At 54.0% G+C, this 14,610-nt stretch carries 18 protein-coding genes; 11 read left to right on the forward strand and 7 right to left on the reverse strand.

Going from position 1 to position 14,610, the window contains the following annotated elements; genetic code table 11:
* Positions 1–11 precede the first annotated feature (11 nt).
* The 4 genes from ACR0K1_RS16435 to ACR0K1_RS16450 form a co-directional block, all read right to left on the reverse strand.
* Positions 12–1,517 (reverse strand): trimethylamine methyltransferase family protein, encoded by a 1,506-nt coding sequence (locus tag ACR0K1_RS16435; RefSeq protein WP_480612003.1) that lies wholly within the window; start codon positions 1,515–1,517, stop codon positions 12–14.
* Positions 1,518–1,616: 99 nt separating this feature from the next.
* Positions 1,617–2,210: a hypothetical protein gene (locus ACR0K1_RS16440; RefSeq protein ID WP_480851296.1), complete on the reverse strand. Its 594-nt coding sequence runs from the start codon at positions 2,208–2,210 to the stop codon at positions 1,617–1,619.
* A gap of 263 nt (positions 2,211–2,473) precedes the next feature.
* On the reverse strand, positions 2,474–2,947 hold the full coding sequence (locus tag ACR0K1_RS16445) for a hypothetical protein (protein ID WP_480851297.1): 474 nt from the start codon (positions 2,945–2,947) through the stop codon (positions 2,474–2,476).
* Positions 2,948–3,190: 243 nt separating this feature from the next.
* Positions 3,191–3,433, reverse strand: coding sequence for a hypothetical protein (locus ACR0K1_RS16450; RefSeq protein ID WP_480612000.1), 243 nt, complete (start codon positions 3,431–3,433; stop codon positions 3,191–3,193).
* A gap of 276 nt (positions 3,434–3,709) precedes the next feature.
* Here ACR0K1_RS16450 and ACR0K1_RS16455 point away from each other — a divergent pair, with 276 nt between their 5' ends.
* The 11 genes from ACR0K1_RS16455 (at position 3,710) to ACR0K1_RS16505 (ending at position 10,155) form a co-directional block, all read left to right on the forward strand.
* Complete coding sequence (locus ACR0K1_RS16455; protein WP_480611999.1) at positions 3,710–4,126, forward strand: eCIS core domain-containing protein; 417 nt, start codon at positions 3,710–3,712, stop codon at positions 4,124–4,126.
* A 310-nt stretch (positions 4,127–4,436) separates the two neighbouring features.
* Positions 4,437–4,607, forward strand: coding sequence for a hypothetical protein (locus tag ACR0K1_RS16460; protein WP_480851298.1), 171 nt, complete (start codon positions 4,437–4,439; stop codon positions 4,605–4,607).
* A gap of 30 nt (positions 4,608–4,637) precedes the next feature.
* Positions 4,638–5,333, forward strand: coding sequence for a phosphatase PAP2 family protein (locus ACR0K1_RS16465; protein WP_480851299.1), 696 nt, complete (start codon positions 4,638–4,640; stop codon positions 5,331–5,333).
* Positions 5,334–5,712: 379 nt separating this feature from the next.
* The gene (locus ACR0K1_RS16470) at positions 5,713–6,978 is read left to right on the forward strand and encodes a tyrosine-type recombinase/integrase (RefSeq protein ID WP_480851301.1); all 1,266 of its coding nucleotides are present in this window, start codon (positions 5,713–5,715) and stop codon (positions 6,976–6,978) included.
* Positions 6,975–7,676, forward strand: a complete 702-nt coding sequence (locus tag ACR0K1_RS16475; protein ID WP_480851303.1) for a hypothetical protein — start codon at positions 6,975–6,977, stop codon at positions 7,674–7,676. Before ACR0K1_RS16470 ends, ACR0K1_RS16475 begins: the two co-directional genes overlap by 4 nt.
* 78 nt (positions 7,677–7,754) lie before the next feature.
* Entirely contained in the window at positions 7,755–7,955 is a 201-nt protein-coding gene (locus tag ACR0K1_RS16480) for a helix-turn-helix transcriptional regulator (protein WP_480851304.1), read from the forward strand.
* Positions 7,956–8,056: 101 nt separating this feature from the next.
* Entirely contained in the window at positions 8,057–8,434 is a 378-nt protein-coding gene (locus ACR0K1_RS16485; protein WP_480851305.1) for a hypothetical protein, read from the forward strand.
* 100 nt (positions 8,435–8,534) lie between these two features.
* Positions 8,535–8,741 carry a transcriptional coactivator p15/PC4 family protein gene (locus ACR0K1_RS16490; protein ID WP_480616468.1) on the forward strand — a complete coding sequence of 69 codons (207 nt, stop codon included), beginning with the start codon at positions 8,535–8,537 and terminating at the stop codon, positions 8,739–8,741.
* The gene (locus ACR0K1_RS16495) at positions 8,742–9,437 is read left to right on the forward strand and encodes a hypothetical protein (protein WP_480851307.1); all 696 of its coding nucleotides are present in this window, start codon (positions 8,742–8,744) and stop codon (positions 9,435–9,437) included.
* A complete protein-coding gene (locus ACR0K1_RS16500) occupies positions 9,434–9,877 on the forward strand; it encodes a DUF5681 domain-containing protein (protein WP_480851309.1) in 444 nt (147 codons plus the stop codon). Before ACR0K1_RS16495 ends, ACR0K1_RS16500 begins: the two co-directional genes overlap by 4 nt.
* Positions 9,874–10,155 carry a hypothetical protein gene (locus ACR0K1_RS16505; protein ID WP_480851310.1) on the forward strand — a complete coding sequence of 94 codons (282 nt, stop codon included), beginning with the start codon at positions 9,874–9,876 and terminating at the stop codon, positions 10,153–10,155. Before ACR0K1_RS16500 ends, ACR0K1_RS16505 begins: the two co-directional genes overlap by 4 nt.
* Positions 10,156–10,312: 157 nt before the next feature.
* Here the strand turns inward: ACR0K1_RS16505 and ACR0K1_RS16510 are convergent, their stop codons facing one another.
* From ACR0K1_RS16510 to ACR0K1_RS16520, 3 genes are all read right to left on the reverse strand, one after another.
* Positions 10,313–12,397, reverse strand: a complete 2,085-nt coding sequence (locus tag ACR0K1_RS16510; protein ID WP_480851311.1) for a toll/interleukin-1 receptor domain-containing protein — start codon at positions 12,395–12,397, stop codon at positions 10,313–10,315.
* A 58-nt stretch (positions 12,398–12,455) separates the two neighbouring features.
* On the reverse strand, positions 12,456–12,605 hold the full coding sequence (locus ACR0K1_RS16515; protein WP_480851312.1) for a hypothetical protein: 150 nt from the start codon (positions 12,603–12,605) through the stop codon (positions 12,456–12,458).
* A 913-nt stretch (positions 12,606–13,518) separates the two neighbouring features.
* Positions 13,519–14,178 (reverse strand): hypothetical protein, encoded by a 660-nt coding sequence (locus ACR0K1_RS16520; RefSeq protein ID WP_480851313.1) that lies wholly within the window; start codon positions 14,176–14,178, stop codon positions 13,519–13,521.
* Positions 14,179–14,610 lie beyond the last annotated feature (432 nt).

Here is a 14,610-nt window from a genome sequence, read left to right on the forward strand (position 1 = left end):
TCGGTTCCTTTTTACGGCTGAAGACGGATAGGATAGCGGGCGCGAATACGCGCTTCCGCCTCGGGATCAAGATGTGCCGAAGGCGGTGCGGCCAGATTCTCTGCTACACGTGTTCGCGCCTGATCCCAGATTGAAAGACAGCCTGCGGACACCCAGTCATCGACACTCTGACGATCGGCAAGCGCAGGGTAGTAGTAGTCAGATTTCATGCGTTTCAGCGTTTCGGTTTCACCCAGATAGTGCCCGTCCTGTGTGACGACACGCTCTACCGCGTCCAGATCGAGCGTTTCCGCGTTCACTTCGATCCCCCTGATGCTGCGCAGGATCGCGCCACACATGTCGTCGTCGATGACCATCGCCTCGGGGCTAGCCACCATGATAGAGCCCAGCATCCCCACCGACAGATTGATCATGTCGGCACCGCCATGGCCCGCCAGAGCGACAGTGTAGCCTTTTTCATAGCCGGCTTGCGCATCGACGACCTTGGAATCCGTCATACCCGCCGAGACGGTGGACGGCAGACCGATATGGGCCAGAAGCTGCGCTGCGGCGGCATTTGCGATCGCAGCTTCACCGCTGCCACCGCTCATTGCTCCGGTGCGCAGGTCGGAGATGAAGGGCATCAGCGCATAGATGCAGGGGCTGCCCTTTTGGATCCCGTCAACCACGACCAAGCCCGCAAGGCATTCCGCCAGACCCTGAGCCAGCGCACCCGCCAGGGTCACCGGACTGGTCGCACCGGCCTGCCCCGCCGAACAAATCTGCGGAATCATGCCTGCCGTCACAGCCTTTTCAAGCATCAAAATGCCTTCGGCGGCATAGGTCAGTGGCGGCACCACATGAACGATGACCGCCATGCAGAACGGTCTTTCGCGGAAGGAGTGCGCAGGGCCAAGCGCCATATCGAACATCTCGACAATCGGATTGATATGGTCCGGGTGGCAAAAGCTGATGCCAATGGGTTTCGACGTCGCCTTAAGGCAGGCAAAGGCGGTGTTGATGTCCAACTCGAACGGGTCCGGCACATCCCTGGCAACTACGGGCCGAACTCCGTAGTGGATATTCGGTGATGCCTCCAACACGCGCATCAGATCGTAAAGATCGATCAGCGTGCTGTCCCTGTAAGTGCCGGTTGCGGCATCAAGCGTCTGCACTGCCGCGCCGCCGGTGCCGATGTGAACCCGGCGACCACCGATCTGCAAATCCCTGTCCCGAGTAAACCCCGGCAAAGTGATCTCGCGCGGGGCGCGGGCCAGCGCGCTTTGGATTGTCTCGGCTGAAAAGCACAGGCGTCCATCCGGGCGATGCCACGCCCCCGCATCAACCGCACGCTTGGTGGCCCCTTCCGGCAAGCCGGACATGCCCACGGTCGCAAGAATATCATATGCATGCGCCTCGATGGCGGCCAGTTCGGACGACGATAACGGCCGCAAAGCGCCGCCTACCTGAAAGGCAGGTGACGGGCTCGGACCCGAGCTATCTTCTGTTGTCTCCCGTCTTCGCGTCCGTCTGACCATTTGCGCCCCTCGACAGCTGTAGTAGAGCGCAAATGTTTGGCATTTAGAATTCAATAAACCGGTTCAGATGGTGAATGAAATTCACGATAGACAGGCCTGTCATTCGGCTATCTGAAAGACCTTCGTATGCTCGATTGCCATATCGTACAAAGAGATTGTCACATGCGTGATGATGTCCTGGCCAACAAATGCGCCTTTCAGAATAAAATAATAGTCAACATCATTTGTATCGCCACCCATTAGGATGGCTCGCCGACCGCCCACAAACTCAAACCCGTCAGAGGCGCGAAAAGCCGCTTCTACACTGTCGCCAAGCTGGGCCATGGCGATTTGTGACAGTTCGCCTGAAAAGGACTCGTTTACGAAGCAGGATTGCTCGATTTGGTTACCTATTTTGTCGCTGACAATCCCGTGTATGCGCGTATCCGGGGGAAAGGGTGATGCACTGATCACGAGGTAATCCACATGTGCCCTGTCATCGGTCCTGATCAGCTCAATCTCACCGGACAAACCGAAATCCTCCATCGGATCGGCATGTACGCCCTCGGGTGCTGCGAATGCGCTGCTGCAAAACTGCTGATACTCAGCCCAGAGTGCATAAAACTGGTCAGCACCTTTCGCGTTTGCCAGCTTCGGGAAGACGGGAACCGCCAACGCCATGACTAGGGGCAGGAAAACAAACTTAAAATTCATGTCTTTAATCTCGCGTTCTACTTCAAAATGATGGTTCCGCGTAACTTTTGACAATTATGGGGATTTGGCCAGCCAAAAAGACGAGCCCGCCGGTTTATTCCTGAAGAACACGCCTGCTGATAGCATTTGCTTACGTTCCGGTCGTACCCTGAGCGGGGTATTTCGTTACGGCAGACCGAACAATAATGACGGATCAAGAATACGCGACACTTGGGATCGAAGAACTGGACTGGCTGCAAGCGTATAGAAGTCGAAGGCTTTTCTTAACAGTTCAGCGTCAATGTCATTGGGCGGTTCTCAAGGTGATCAGCCCCTTCGTCCGGCACTTTGATGGACACCACACCGCTTGAATTCGAAAACGCGCCCGTTCCTCCAATCACAGCCCAGTCGATGACTTCCTGTGCGGTGCCAGAACTCATTGTGTCTGTTGCGTCGCTCAGAGACGTGCTGGTCGCCACAAAGATGCTTCCATTGGGCAGGTTGATTGACCCGTCCACTCGAACGTAATGACCCATTTCCGGTGTTCCGCCCAGGACCGTTGTGACAACATCAAAGGACCCAACGTATAGCCCGTTTAGGTCCTCGAGGAACCAGTGCAGAATGCGTCTGTCGCCGACATCAGCTTCGGTTGGATTATCTCCGACGAACCTTATGGAGGTATTGCTGTGCAGCAGTTCAGTAATGCCGCATCCAATGTGCGACTCCTCAGCATGGCTGGTCGATGCCATCGCCAGCATAGCTGTAACGGATAACGCAAGGCACCGGGTCCTACCCATCGTTCCACTCCCGCTTGGACTTACTGAAAGTCGCTGCCCATTTTTGGTCGATGTTTCCATCGCGAAGGTCCAAACGATAGCAGCCAAACATTAAGCGGGGTCCAACTTCTGGTTAAGTTGGAATTTCGCCGTGGTCGATGCACTCTCGGGCGCAAAGCATCGCAAGCAGGCGGCAAAGAAAGGGCGCCTAAAGCAGATCAAACGCTAGTCGCACGTGAACTTGAGGTCGTAGAATCCATCTCCCACGGGGGTTGCGCTTTCAAACGTGGCGGGTCCGCCGCACTGAACTTCAGCGTTGGCTTGTTCTGCTTCGGTCGGTGTGGGGGTCTGAAATCCTTTGATGATTGCTGTCTCTTCGCCGGCATCAATGGCCGTGCCTTCAATGTCGGTCGGAGTGTCGCATGCTGCCAAGGCAGCAATGAAAGGAATAACTGCAAGACGTCTCATGTATTTCTCCAGGCAAAAAATGTAGGTCCAATAAATCACGTTGTTGCTTCAACACAAAGGAAATGCCGCGCGCCGATGGGCGCCAAGCTCCTGAACCCGGTACAACCGTCAGTGGCGGACGCATCCGCTGGCGTTCAACACAGCGGGCAAAAACAGCACAACCGCTAACCGCCGCCGTTTTTTTGCCAAGGTGTCCGACTTCACTGAACGCCCATACGGAATCGGGCACATCTGCCAAACGAAACAACGGAACATATCGGGCCAAGGAGACACAAGGTGAAGATTGAAGTCAAAGACCTAACTAAGCTTGAAAAAGAGGCGGACAAAATTGGGGCGGCAGCCGTCCGGCAGGCCAAGGTAATTGAACAGGCTGAAAAAGCCTCGCCAGTGGCGAAAAAGACATTGGCACCACTCAAGAAGGCCGTTGCCGTGGCTATGAAACAGGGCAAAGTTGCGCAGAAGGCCATCTCTAGCGCCAAAAAGGCGAAAGGCATGGATGCAAAGGCCAACAAAGACCTTCTGGTTCAGGTGTCGAAGGCCGCCAAGACTGCTTCTGCGGCAAAAAAATTGCTCGGGCATGAGGTGGCGCATGTTGTTCAGCAGGCCGCCCCCAAAGTTAAGCCGAAAGAGATGGAGAAGACATTCGATGAAAAGCTGAAGTTTTGGCAAAACCTCGAAAAGAAGGCGAAGTAAAACGCGCGTATCAGCGGTGTGCAATGCTCTGTTCACGCCGCTGATCTACACTTCCTCACAGAGTTCCCCAAATGCTCATCAGGCAGTCATCGTCATTGCCCGTTAGACCGTCGCGGCAAGCCGTGTGCCGAGGTTGGGGGCTCGGCAAACACGCAATCCGCCGCCGTCGTCGCTGAACCCTCGCCATCACAAGCGCATCGCGGCCTTTTACGGCATGTGTGGTTTCCGGATTAAGCAATCTTAATTCCTGCGCAATATTCCCGGCTGGTACCCGTCACCACATGAGGTTCACCTAATGGGAGTGAGTACCATGAAACACATTGCCGCTTTGGGTCTTGTTGCCCTGAACCTGGCCTATCTGAGCACCCCGGCATTCGCGAATTGCTACTTCGGAACCGATGCCGTGACGGGTTCCGAGACAATTATCTGCGAGACCGACGGTGGTTTTTCCAGTTGGGGAACCATGATCGCCGAAGCCTGACACAGGTTCTGGAAATGCATTGAAAAAGCCATGGGGGAAGTTGCCGTGTTCAAGAGTTCCGTTGCCGCTATTGCCTTGGTAGCCTTGTGTGGGCCTGCTATTTCAGGTCAGTTCTATCCGCCCAACAGTCTCGACAGCGTCACACTGATTGGCCCTCCGGCTGAACCCGGCACGGCGGAGTTCGACAAGGAAATGTTCGCTGTCATGTGGATGCAGGAAAGTCGAACGCAGGAACAGGTTGATTTCGTGCAAAAACCCGTCGATCTGGAACGTTTCGCACCGATCGTTGCACCTGAATTGTTGGATGTAGATACGCAGGCCCTGAGCGGCATGCTGGATCAAATCATCGACGAGGTGCGCGACGACTACAATCTGGTCAAGGCAAACTACGACATTCCGCGCCCTTTCGTTGTCAATGATAAGGTTGAGCCGGTCGCCACTGCGTTCCCGGTGACGTCCTATCCCAGTGGACATACGATCCGGGCCATTGTTTACACCTCGGTTCTTTCGGATCTGTTTCCGCAGCACTCTGACGCGCTAGAGAAGCTCGGGCGCGAAATCGGTTATGGTCGTGTGATTGGCGGCGTGCACTACCCAATGGACGTCGTTTCCGGGCAGCTGTTGGGCGACGCCTACATGGAGGTCATTCGTGAGCAGCCGGCCTACAAGGACGCATTGGACGCCATCCAACACGGCAATGACGATCCCACTGCTTGGTCTGGTTAGGAGTTGATATGCACCAATACTGCACGGGCAGCACCTGATCCGCTGGACCAATTTCAGGCCACGAACCTGCTTATGCTCGAAGTCAATTACTTGCGTAGCGCAGCCAGGTTCAGCGTATTTTTCTTTTTTGAAAAAAGTGGTGAGCCGTGCAGGATTCGAACCTGCGACCCACTGATTAAAAGTCAGAAACACCCACAATTTGATGCGAAACCGCACCTCATGCCATGTCGTCTCATACTGGCGCGGTTTCCTGCCAAAACATCAGTAAATTATAGCTATCCACTATTGTCCCCCGGTCATAGTGCGTCTAAACTGGTCTCATGTTGTGTCATGCAATCTAGCGGAATTTGTCCCCCAAGAGTCCCCCAGAGGTGTTTTGGTGAAGCTTGAGCTAAACGAACCCTATCTTAAGAGGCTGGAACCGCCAGAGGCAGGCCGGCATGAGATATCGGATACGAAGCGCACCGGGCTGAGACTAAGGGTGTACTCGTCTGGTCGGGCAGTCTGGATGTACGAAAAGCGCGTAAAGCGCGGTGCGAAGCGGAAGCACACCCTGGGTGTGTACTGTACTTGGAATGCCGCAGGAAAGCGTGAGACAGGCCCAATTGGATTGGCGGAAGCCCGCAGGGTGGCGCTCGACATCGAGGCGGAAGCTGCCCGAGGGTTTGACCGCGTGTTGGATGCTGAGGACGCACGGCGGGAACAGCAGAAGGCTGCAGCGAGCATACAAACGATCCAGAATGTGCTGGATAAATATGCCGAATTGCACCTCTGCAACCTGAAATCAGGAGATGAGCGAAAGCGCCAGCTAATGGACGCACTTTCAAAGCACCTTGAGCATCCGGTTGGTGACCTGACCCGCGCCAGCCTCCAAACGCCGATTGATGACAAGGCCAAGGAAGGCAAGCTGTTCATGGCGAACCGCATAAGGGCCGCACTCAAACACTTCACGCGCTGGGCATGGCGACGTGAATATCTGAAGGAGGACGTGGGCGACAGATTAGAGCGAGCCACGAAAGAGCGCATTCGTGAGAGAGTTCTGTCGCTTGCTGAGGTCCGTGAAATTTGGGCCAAGTCTTTCGAACTGGGCGACCTGTGGGGGCCGTTGCTCAGGCTGCTCCTGCTGACGGTACAGCGCCGCAGTTCCGTTACAGGGCTGCGCAAGAGCGAACTGGACCTCACGAACTCCAGGTTCAAGAAGGCCATCTCCGACGAGAAGAACGACCGAGCGCACATTACCCACCTCTCGCAGCCAGCAATGATTGAAGTTGAACGCGCATTAAAGCGGCTGGATCAGATGGACGATGCGCAAGAGGATTACCTGTTTAGCACGACTGGGCGAACGCCGGTATCAGGATGGAGCAAAGCAAAAGCTCGCTTGGACAAGCTTCTAGGTGATGAATTCGAACACTGGCGCTTTCACGACATACGCACGGCGTTCGCCACGCACATGGCCGAGCGCGGCATATCAGAATCCGTAGTGGATCGCGTTTTGAACCACGCGGCCACGGGATCGAAACCCAGTGCCGTTGCTCGAGTCTACAATCAGGCTGAACTGCTGGATGAGCGCGCCGTCGCGCTGGACAAGTGGGCTAAACTTGTGGCCCAGGAAAACGGGCAGTTTGTCAGGATGACTGCAAAATGATGGATGATCGGAAGAACAAAAACGCTGAAGTGCGACAACGTATTGCTGATATTCCTTCGGACGCCAGGTCGTTTCTAAAGATGCTACTACGCCCTCATATCACCGACGGAAAGCTTTTGTTTCAACAGCGTGATATCGACGCCGACAGGATCATTTACGAATTAGACATTAAAACAGTGGAAAACGAATTCGGACGAGTGTTCTTCGATATTAACGAAGAACAGGCCTCACATCTGCTGATTTATTCTCTGACAAACGTAAACGTGGCGGCGTATGGCAAATTGATAGCTGGTACGAACCTGGAGGCCGACGGCCCGTTACCATCTGGATTGAGATTGTTGGCATCAATTGCACTGACGGATCGATTGCCAAAAGGGAAACGCGGTCGCAAACGCGGTGACAATTACGAACGAGACAACTGGATTTGTATAGCCGTACGTCTGCTGCACGAACGGTACGGCATAAACAAAACTCGAAGCGAAGCATCCCTGGATCGAGACACAGACACAGGTGAGTTATTCGTGGCTAGCCCTTCTGCGTGTGACTTGGTCGCAGAAGAGCTTCGGTCATATGGTGGGCCGGGCTTTGAGCGGGTTGTCGAAATTTACTTCGAAATGGAAAAATTTCTAAAAACGGATCGGGCGTTGGACCCCAAAAAAGAAGTTGCTCTGGCATTACTGTCGGGCGGGAAGAAATAAACCTTTTTCCTCCTACACGATTAATATTGGCGCAGAGCCTAAGCACAACATGTCGCAATCAACCGCGAGGTGTTGAAAATGAACGCAGACACAGGAGACCGCCTGCTCTCAGTGAGGGATACTGCAGCCATTCTTGGTTGTAGTGTCGCGACCGTATGGCGTCGGGCCGCCGCAGGGAAAATCCCCGAACCGCTCAAATTGGAAGGCACAACCCGCTGGTCGGAAGCCGAAATCCAAGACCTAATCCAACAAGCCAAATCGCAGCGTGCTGCCGCCTAAAAGAAACCCCCACCCGAGGCACGGGCGGAGGCGAATTCTTTTAGGTGGCACTGAGAGAATAGCCGAAAGCCCGATGTCTTTCAACAAAAGAAGGACAATAAATGGTTACTTTCGAGCAAAACCAAACAATCGAAACTGAACTCCCACCGTCAAACGCATTGCGTGTGTATCGCTGGGCAGACCTTCCCAACCTGACGGCCCTGGCGTTGTATCGGGTCACCGATCCGGGCCAGGAACCGCGTGAAATCTACGCATCAAAGCACAAGCGCCAAGTCCTTGAAGGCCTGATGCGGTCGCCACTCTACGCGGCCAGTTACTGCCGTCTGTCGGATCAGGTGCTACCCCTTCGGCGCGATGACGGCGTTAACATCGAATGCAAGATGTATCGTGGCGATGCCGACACCGGACGACAGAAGTTCGGCATCTATTTCCTCGTCAGCAAAGTGGAACTGATCCAGGCGAACGAGGTGGCGGCATGAGAACCCGGGACCTGCAAGTATCTACCCTTCGTCGCAAGCACGGCCTCTCAGAAGCCGCTGCACGCATCGTCGCAGCGCTGTTTTATGGGGAGGGCCGCTGATGGCCCTCATCACCCAGATCCCCAAGAACAGCCGCGAGGAGTTTCGCGTCAGCCGGGATGACTTCCAGGGACATGACCTCATCAATATCCGCGTGTTCTTCGTCTCAAAAGACGGGGAGATGCTGCCTGGCAAGCAAGGTGTGGCCTTCAAAGCTGAGTTGCTGCCTGAGTTCATAGACGCCCTCAGCAAGGCGGAGGCTGCGTAGATGGGCGGCGCGTACAAAGCAAACAAGCGTGGCGGCCCTCGCCACGTTCAATTGATGGAGTGGTTTCAGGCGTCACAAGCCTGGGCCACCCTCAAGCCCGGCCCACGCGCGCTGTATGTCGAACTGAAACGCCGCTTTAACGGCGGCAACAACGGCGGGATATACCTCAGCCACCGGGACGCTTCTGTGGTTTTGAACATCAGCCGGAAAACAGTCGCCGGTTACTTCGAAACCCTGATTGAGCGTGGCTTCATTGTAGTCACCCGTGGGCACTGCCTTGGGCCTTCCGGTATCGGCCAATCCGCCACCTACCGTCTGACCGAAGAAAAGACCTCTGAGGGCTCAGCCACGAGAGAATTTATGAGTTGGAAACCGGCTCCGAAAAAGAAAAAGCCCCGGGTAAAAACTACCCATTCCTTGGGGGAAAAATTACCCATGGGTGGGGTAAATTCTACCCATTTGGACAATCAAAGGCGTAAAAATTACCCCGCTTTTGGCCCAAATGGGGCGTCTGCCGTGGGTAAAAACTCCCCCATATATACATCTAGCCATATACCCCTGAACGAAGTGGACGCTTTTGAGCGTGTCCTGTTGGGGCTGGGGCTTTGTGGGAAAGCAACCCGAAGCAACGCGACTACGACACCAGAATTGCAGCGCGTCGTGAACATCAATCAAGAAAATGAGGAACGAGCATGACGGATGAATCCGAACGAAAAAACGTGGCCAATTCGTACACGGACGAGAGCGGCAAATTCGCCCAGGGCAATCCCGGCAAGCCCAGAGGAACCCGGCACCGGGTCACCCGGGCGGTTGAAGAACTGCTTGAGGGTCAATCTGAACAAATCACGCAGAAAGCGGTCGAGATGGCACTTGAGGGCGACAGCACAGCCCTGCGTCTTTGCCTGGAGCGGATAGCGCCCACGAGGAAGGACGCGCCGGTTAGTTTTGACCTTCCACCAATCAAATCCGCCGAGGACGCCTCAGAGGCCGCACAGGCAGTGCTACAGGCCGTTTCTCAGGGTGAGGTGACGCCGCTGGAAGGCGCAACGGTCATGGGTCTGGTGGAACAGTACAGGCGGGTGCTGGAAACGACCGAACTGGAACGCCGGATCACAGCATTGGAGGCACAGAAATGAGCCTGAAATCTCGAATGAAGAAACTTGAGCAAGTACATGGCGGCACAGAAGCCAGTGTGTTTCAATTCCGAACCTTGTTCGAGGACAAGGACGGCAACGTCAATGAGGAGGAAGCAACGGTCTACGCTATTGTAGACTGGGGACCGGGCAAAGTCGCAATTGTGAGCCGGACTGACTCCGAGAGCATTGGCGAGTATGAAACGAGGCTAGACCGCATGAAGGGGCTCACCTGGGAACAGGCAAGAGACCAACATGGTTTGCAGAATTGGGGTAGCTGAATATCACTCAGTTCTTTCGCTCGCACACGCGCGGCCTTGGGTTTCATCACAACCTTCATCATTCTTGTCGCAAAATCAGAAAGCCACGAGACACGATCATACGTCGATACAAGCCAAGAACTAAGGCCCTCTGCCTCAGCAGCACTACCGTAGGAGCCTATACGCCTCGTACCTCCCACAATCGCACTGTATTGTCCTCGCTGCCAGACAGCGCTGTTGTACCGTCCGGTGAAAAAACGACAGAAAGCACCGAGCCTGTGTGCCCTTCAAAAGCCCTGATCGCTTCTCCGGTTTTCAAGTTCCAAAGCCACACAGTTCTGTCAGCACCGCCAGAAAGGGCTGTTAGCCCATCTGGTGAAATAGCAACGCACAAGGCAGGTTCTGAGTGCCCCTTCAAACTCCAAATATTATCTCCGGTTGAAAAATCCCAAACGCGTATGGCAACACTACCGCCGCATGCCAAAATCGTTGCACCGTCTCGTGAAACGGCGACAGAATCAACATCGCCTTTGAGCCCCTCAAAGATCCTTCCCTTCTCGCGGGTCGTAATATCCCAGAGCCCCACAATTCCGTTGCCCGCGCCATAGACCACAGTGTTACCATCCGGTGCAACGGCGACAGATTTAACAAACATTCCGACTGGATCGAAACTAATATTCTTTCCAGTCGCCACATCCCAAACCCCTATGCTGCCCCTACCGGCGCTGGCCAACACCCTTTGACCATCCGGCGTGAAGGCCGCTGAATAAATCCAGTAGTCTGGGTTCCATTCAAAGTCTTTAATTAGCCTTCCGGTCTCCACATCCCAAAGCGCCAGAAAACCTTCGCCACCGGATAACGCCGTTTTTCCATCGGGGGCAAACGCGACTGACCATATTGGCATATTGTTCCCAGCCAAATACCTGACTAACTCTCCGGTCGCCAAATCCCAGATTTGCAGAGAACCACCCTCGCCACCTGACAGCGCTGTTTTACCGTCTGGTGCTATGGCGACAGATCGAACCGGTTCTGAATGCCCCGTGAAAACGCGTACGCTCTGATCGTTCAGTAACCGCCACAAGTAGTTTTGTGGTAGCATTTGCCAGGCTCCAAGGCCGACGCCAGCGATTCCGGCGGCGGCGGCAGTTATTACTCCACGTCTCGGGAGCTGGCGCAATTCGCGCAAGCGCTTCTGCGCATCTAGCGCGTGCTCGCCATCAGGAAAACGCTCCAGAAACTCGTGGATGAGTTCCGTTTTTCCTTTTGCGGCTACGTCCGCCCACGCAGCCTGTTCTTCGATAAGTTTGGCTGCTCTGCTTTCTTCGATTTTCTTTTCTTCGCGCAACTTAGACAGTTCATTTGTTGCCTCATCCAAATGTACTCCATTAGAGAACTCGCTTAGATAGGTTTCAAGATCATCCATCGATGATAGGTCGGTGCCCTCCCAAACCATCTTATCAAGCGCCGCGAACGCAAAACGGGCTGATTCATCCTTAGGAAAGCGCGCAATGTGGTCGCGGTGTTCTTCTATATTTCTGCGTGACTTTATGTATTCCCAATTGTGTGTCGCACGAAGCGCCTCAACTTCGGAGGGAGAGAGATCCGTTTCCAAACCAGCCTTTTGCTCAGCCTTTAGCTCGGCGTCTCGCTTTCGAGCTGCTTCCTCCTCTTCCCTTCGCTTTGCTTCGGCTTGTGCTTGAAGTTCTGCGTCTGAACGCTCCTGAACGGCTTGTTCAAGCATCCGCTCCAGCGACTTGATTAAACCTCTGCTTTCGGGACCAGCGTGATCCGCACTGACGCGGAATGCGTGCTTGTGGGCGAGAGGTTGAAGGTTTACCGGCAGTTCGTCCGTCCTAGGCATCTCTGCGCCGTTAACAAGCACCGGCACCACGCGCTTCTGCTGTTCTATAGCCGAGGCTATTTCAATCCTTACCCAATCAAGTGGATTGTCGATCCGCCGTCCTAGTTCATCCCCAGCTGTAAGCCATTTGGGGCCGATGATCGCCAAAAGGACGTCAGAATCCTCAACGAATTGAGCCAGTTTTTCAGGGAAGTCATCGCCGGGTTCAAAGCTGTCGACATCCTTGAAGATACGATCACCTCCAAACGCATCGGCCAACTTGTCATATATTAGTGTCGCCGCGAAAGGCTCATCGGTTCGCCGATAGCTAATGAAGATGGGTTTTCTATCTGAATCTGGCATTAGAAACTGAGCAACTGCAGAAAATTCTGAAACCATTATAGCACGGAATTTCTGAGACATTTAGCCGATGTATGACACACTTTTGGAACGGGCGTCGAAAGCAACGCCCAAAACTGTGTCACATCTCCATGAGGAGTGCGAGATAGATCAGTGCGCAGAAACCACTGACCCAAGCCAGCAGCGGCTCGGCATAGAGCGTTGGCAGCGCAAAAATAATTCCAGCTGTGAGGGTGGTGCTCTTGCGCCTCAAATCCCGGTAAATGTTCACGCCCCGTTCTTGCTTTGATTGGGGTACTATGATACCGCCCCAATGGGCAGTTAGGGGCAGAAAATGGAAGCAGTACAGGACACAAAGCAGGTATCAGAGGCAAAGGCACATGGGCAACGGGGGGTATCGGTGGCGCGGGATTCACTGGCGCGGCAATGACCGGCAATCCTTGGTTGGCTGCTGCTGGCTTACTCCCAGCAACCGCAGGAACGATGGCAAACAAAGCAGCCCAAAGCGTTCGCCGGTCGAACCTGGAAGAGCTTGTTGATACTCTGCTGAGAGGCGGTCAATCGGTTAAGAAAGAGGCACCGAGTGCCGCGAGAAAAGCAATAATTACCCAGCTCCTGAACGCCGGTCGCTCCACCACGCCACAATAGCAATCAGCCATAGGCCTATCGCGATTGGCCAACCAATCAGCGGGAACATGTAGGCAGCAATAGTTCCCGCTATCACCAAGACAAAAAAGAAAAACCAAAACATCATGATGTTTCAAAGGTAATAAACAGGGTCGTGAATTTCAATTCCTGGATAAATGGCCAACGCAATACAAACTGGTAGTTAGACCGAAAAACACTAACGATTTCAAAGGCTGTTCCCGGAAAAGTTACACACATATGACTAACCACGCATCAATCTGGATTGAGGAACTGGACCCGCCCTATGTGCGCATGGGTGTTGCGTCGTGGCCTTGGCAGAACATCACACGGATCACGCAACGGGCGGGCAAGCTGGCGCAGAACTATTCCCGAGGCTGGCATTGCGCATATTGCGGAGAGCTTATGCCCGAGTGGAAGCGGATCGACGCCAAGTATTGCAAGGAGGGCTGTCGCAAAATGGCGGCGCGAAAAAGAAGAACAGGACATCAACCAGGCTGCGAAGCCAGTCCAGACGCGAGAAGCTTGCCACTTTAAGTTTACATTTTGATTTTTCTGACTGACTGCAACGTGTAAGTATCTCGCATGCCCGGCAGTGCAACGGACCAATTGTTCGCTCCAGTGTTCACCACATCAATCATACGCCCAGTGTAAGGGTCAAGTGCGACAATATCATTGTTTGCCTTGATGCCTATCGCGAGCATAAAATGGTCGGTCCCTACAGAGTCGCTTTTGCCCTTAAGAATTACTGGGTTTCCAAGTCTAAATTGACCATGAAAAAGTTCCACCGTTGGTGCAATTTCCTGTTTAGTCGCCCCCGCTATCGTGACAGGCCCATCGGGTTCTATCCAAGTGTTATCTTGGCCTACTCGGTAGCCCGCATTGCCACGCGCATGCTCAATCATTGCGTACACAGTCGCTAGGCAGGCCTGTGTCCATCGCTCGACCTTATTTCCAAATACGTCTGTAGTTGGACCCTTCGCCCATTTCCTGTCTGAGTAGAGCTTGGTGTCATTCTTTTTGGTCTGCCGAAGAGCGGAAAATGTGTAACCGCCTCGAACCCACAAAGTTGGAGTTTGTGCCAATGTCGACTGCGGAAAGCTCTGCTTCACTTTGTGCGTACTGGGGTGGCAGCTTCCGTGAGCCCAAACAGATGAAGAGAACACCAGCGCAATTAAAACCGTAAGTATGCGTAACACGGCACGTACCCCCTATAAATGTACTAAACCGGTATCACAAAATTCGCATTCTTGCACGTCCCGCATATCACCGGAGAGGCCTAAATATGCCCGTCAGGCGTATTTAGCCGGTTCCAGCGCCAGCACCCCGTCAGAACCCGTTAGACCGTCTCAGCGGGCCGTGTATCGAGTCTGGGGAGTCGGGCACGTTTGAAACTTGCGAGCGCTCGCAAGTTCTGAGTTGGTCGCACCACTACGTCTAATTGTGGCCAACTTGGCCACATCTCATTGGCTGGTGACGCACTCAATCCGTGCAGATATGCATGGTTTCGCTCCACCGTGGAGCAAATCCCATGTAGCGGATGTAGCGAATGTAGCAGGGGATCGGGGCTGAATTGAGTTTTGAGAGCAGAGGGTTTTGACAGGTTGGCTCAAAGTGCCGTTCTTTAGTAG

Source organism: Ruegeria sp. F5, assembly GCF_056533845.1.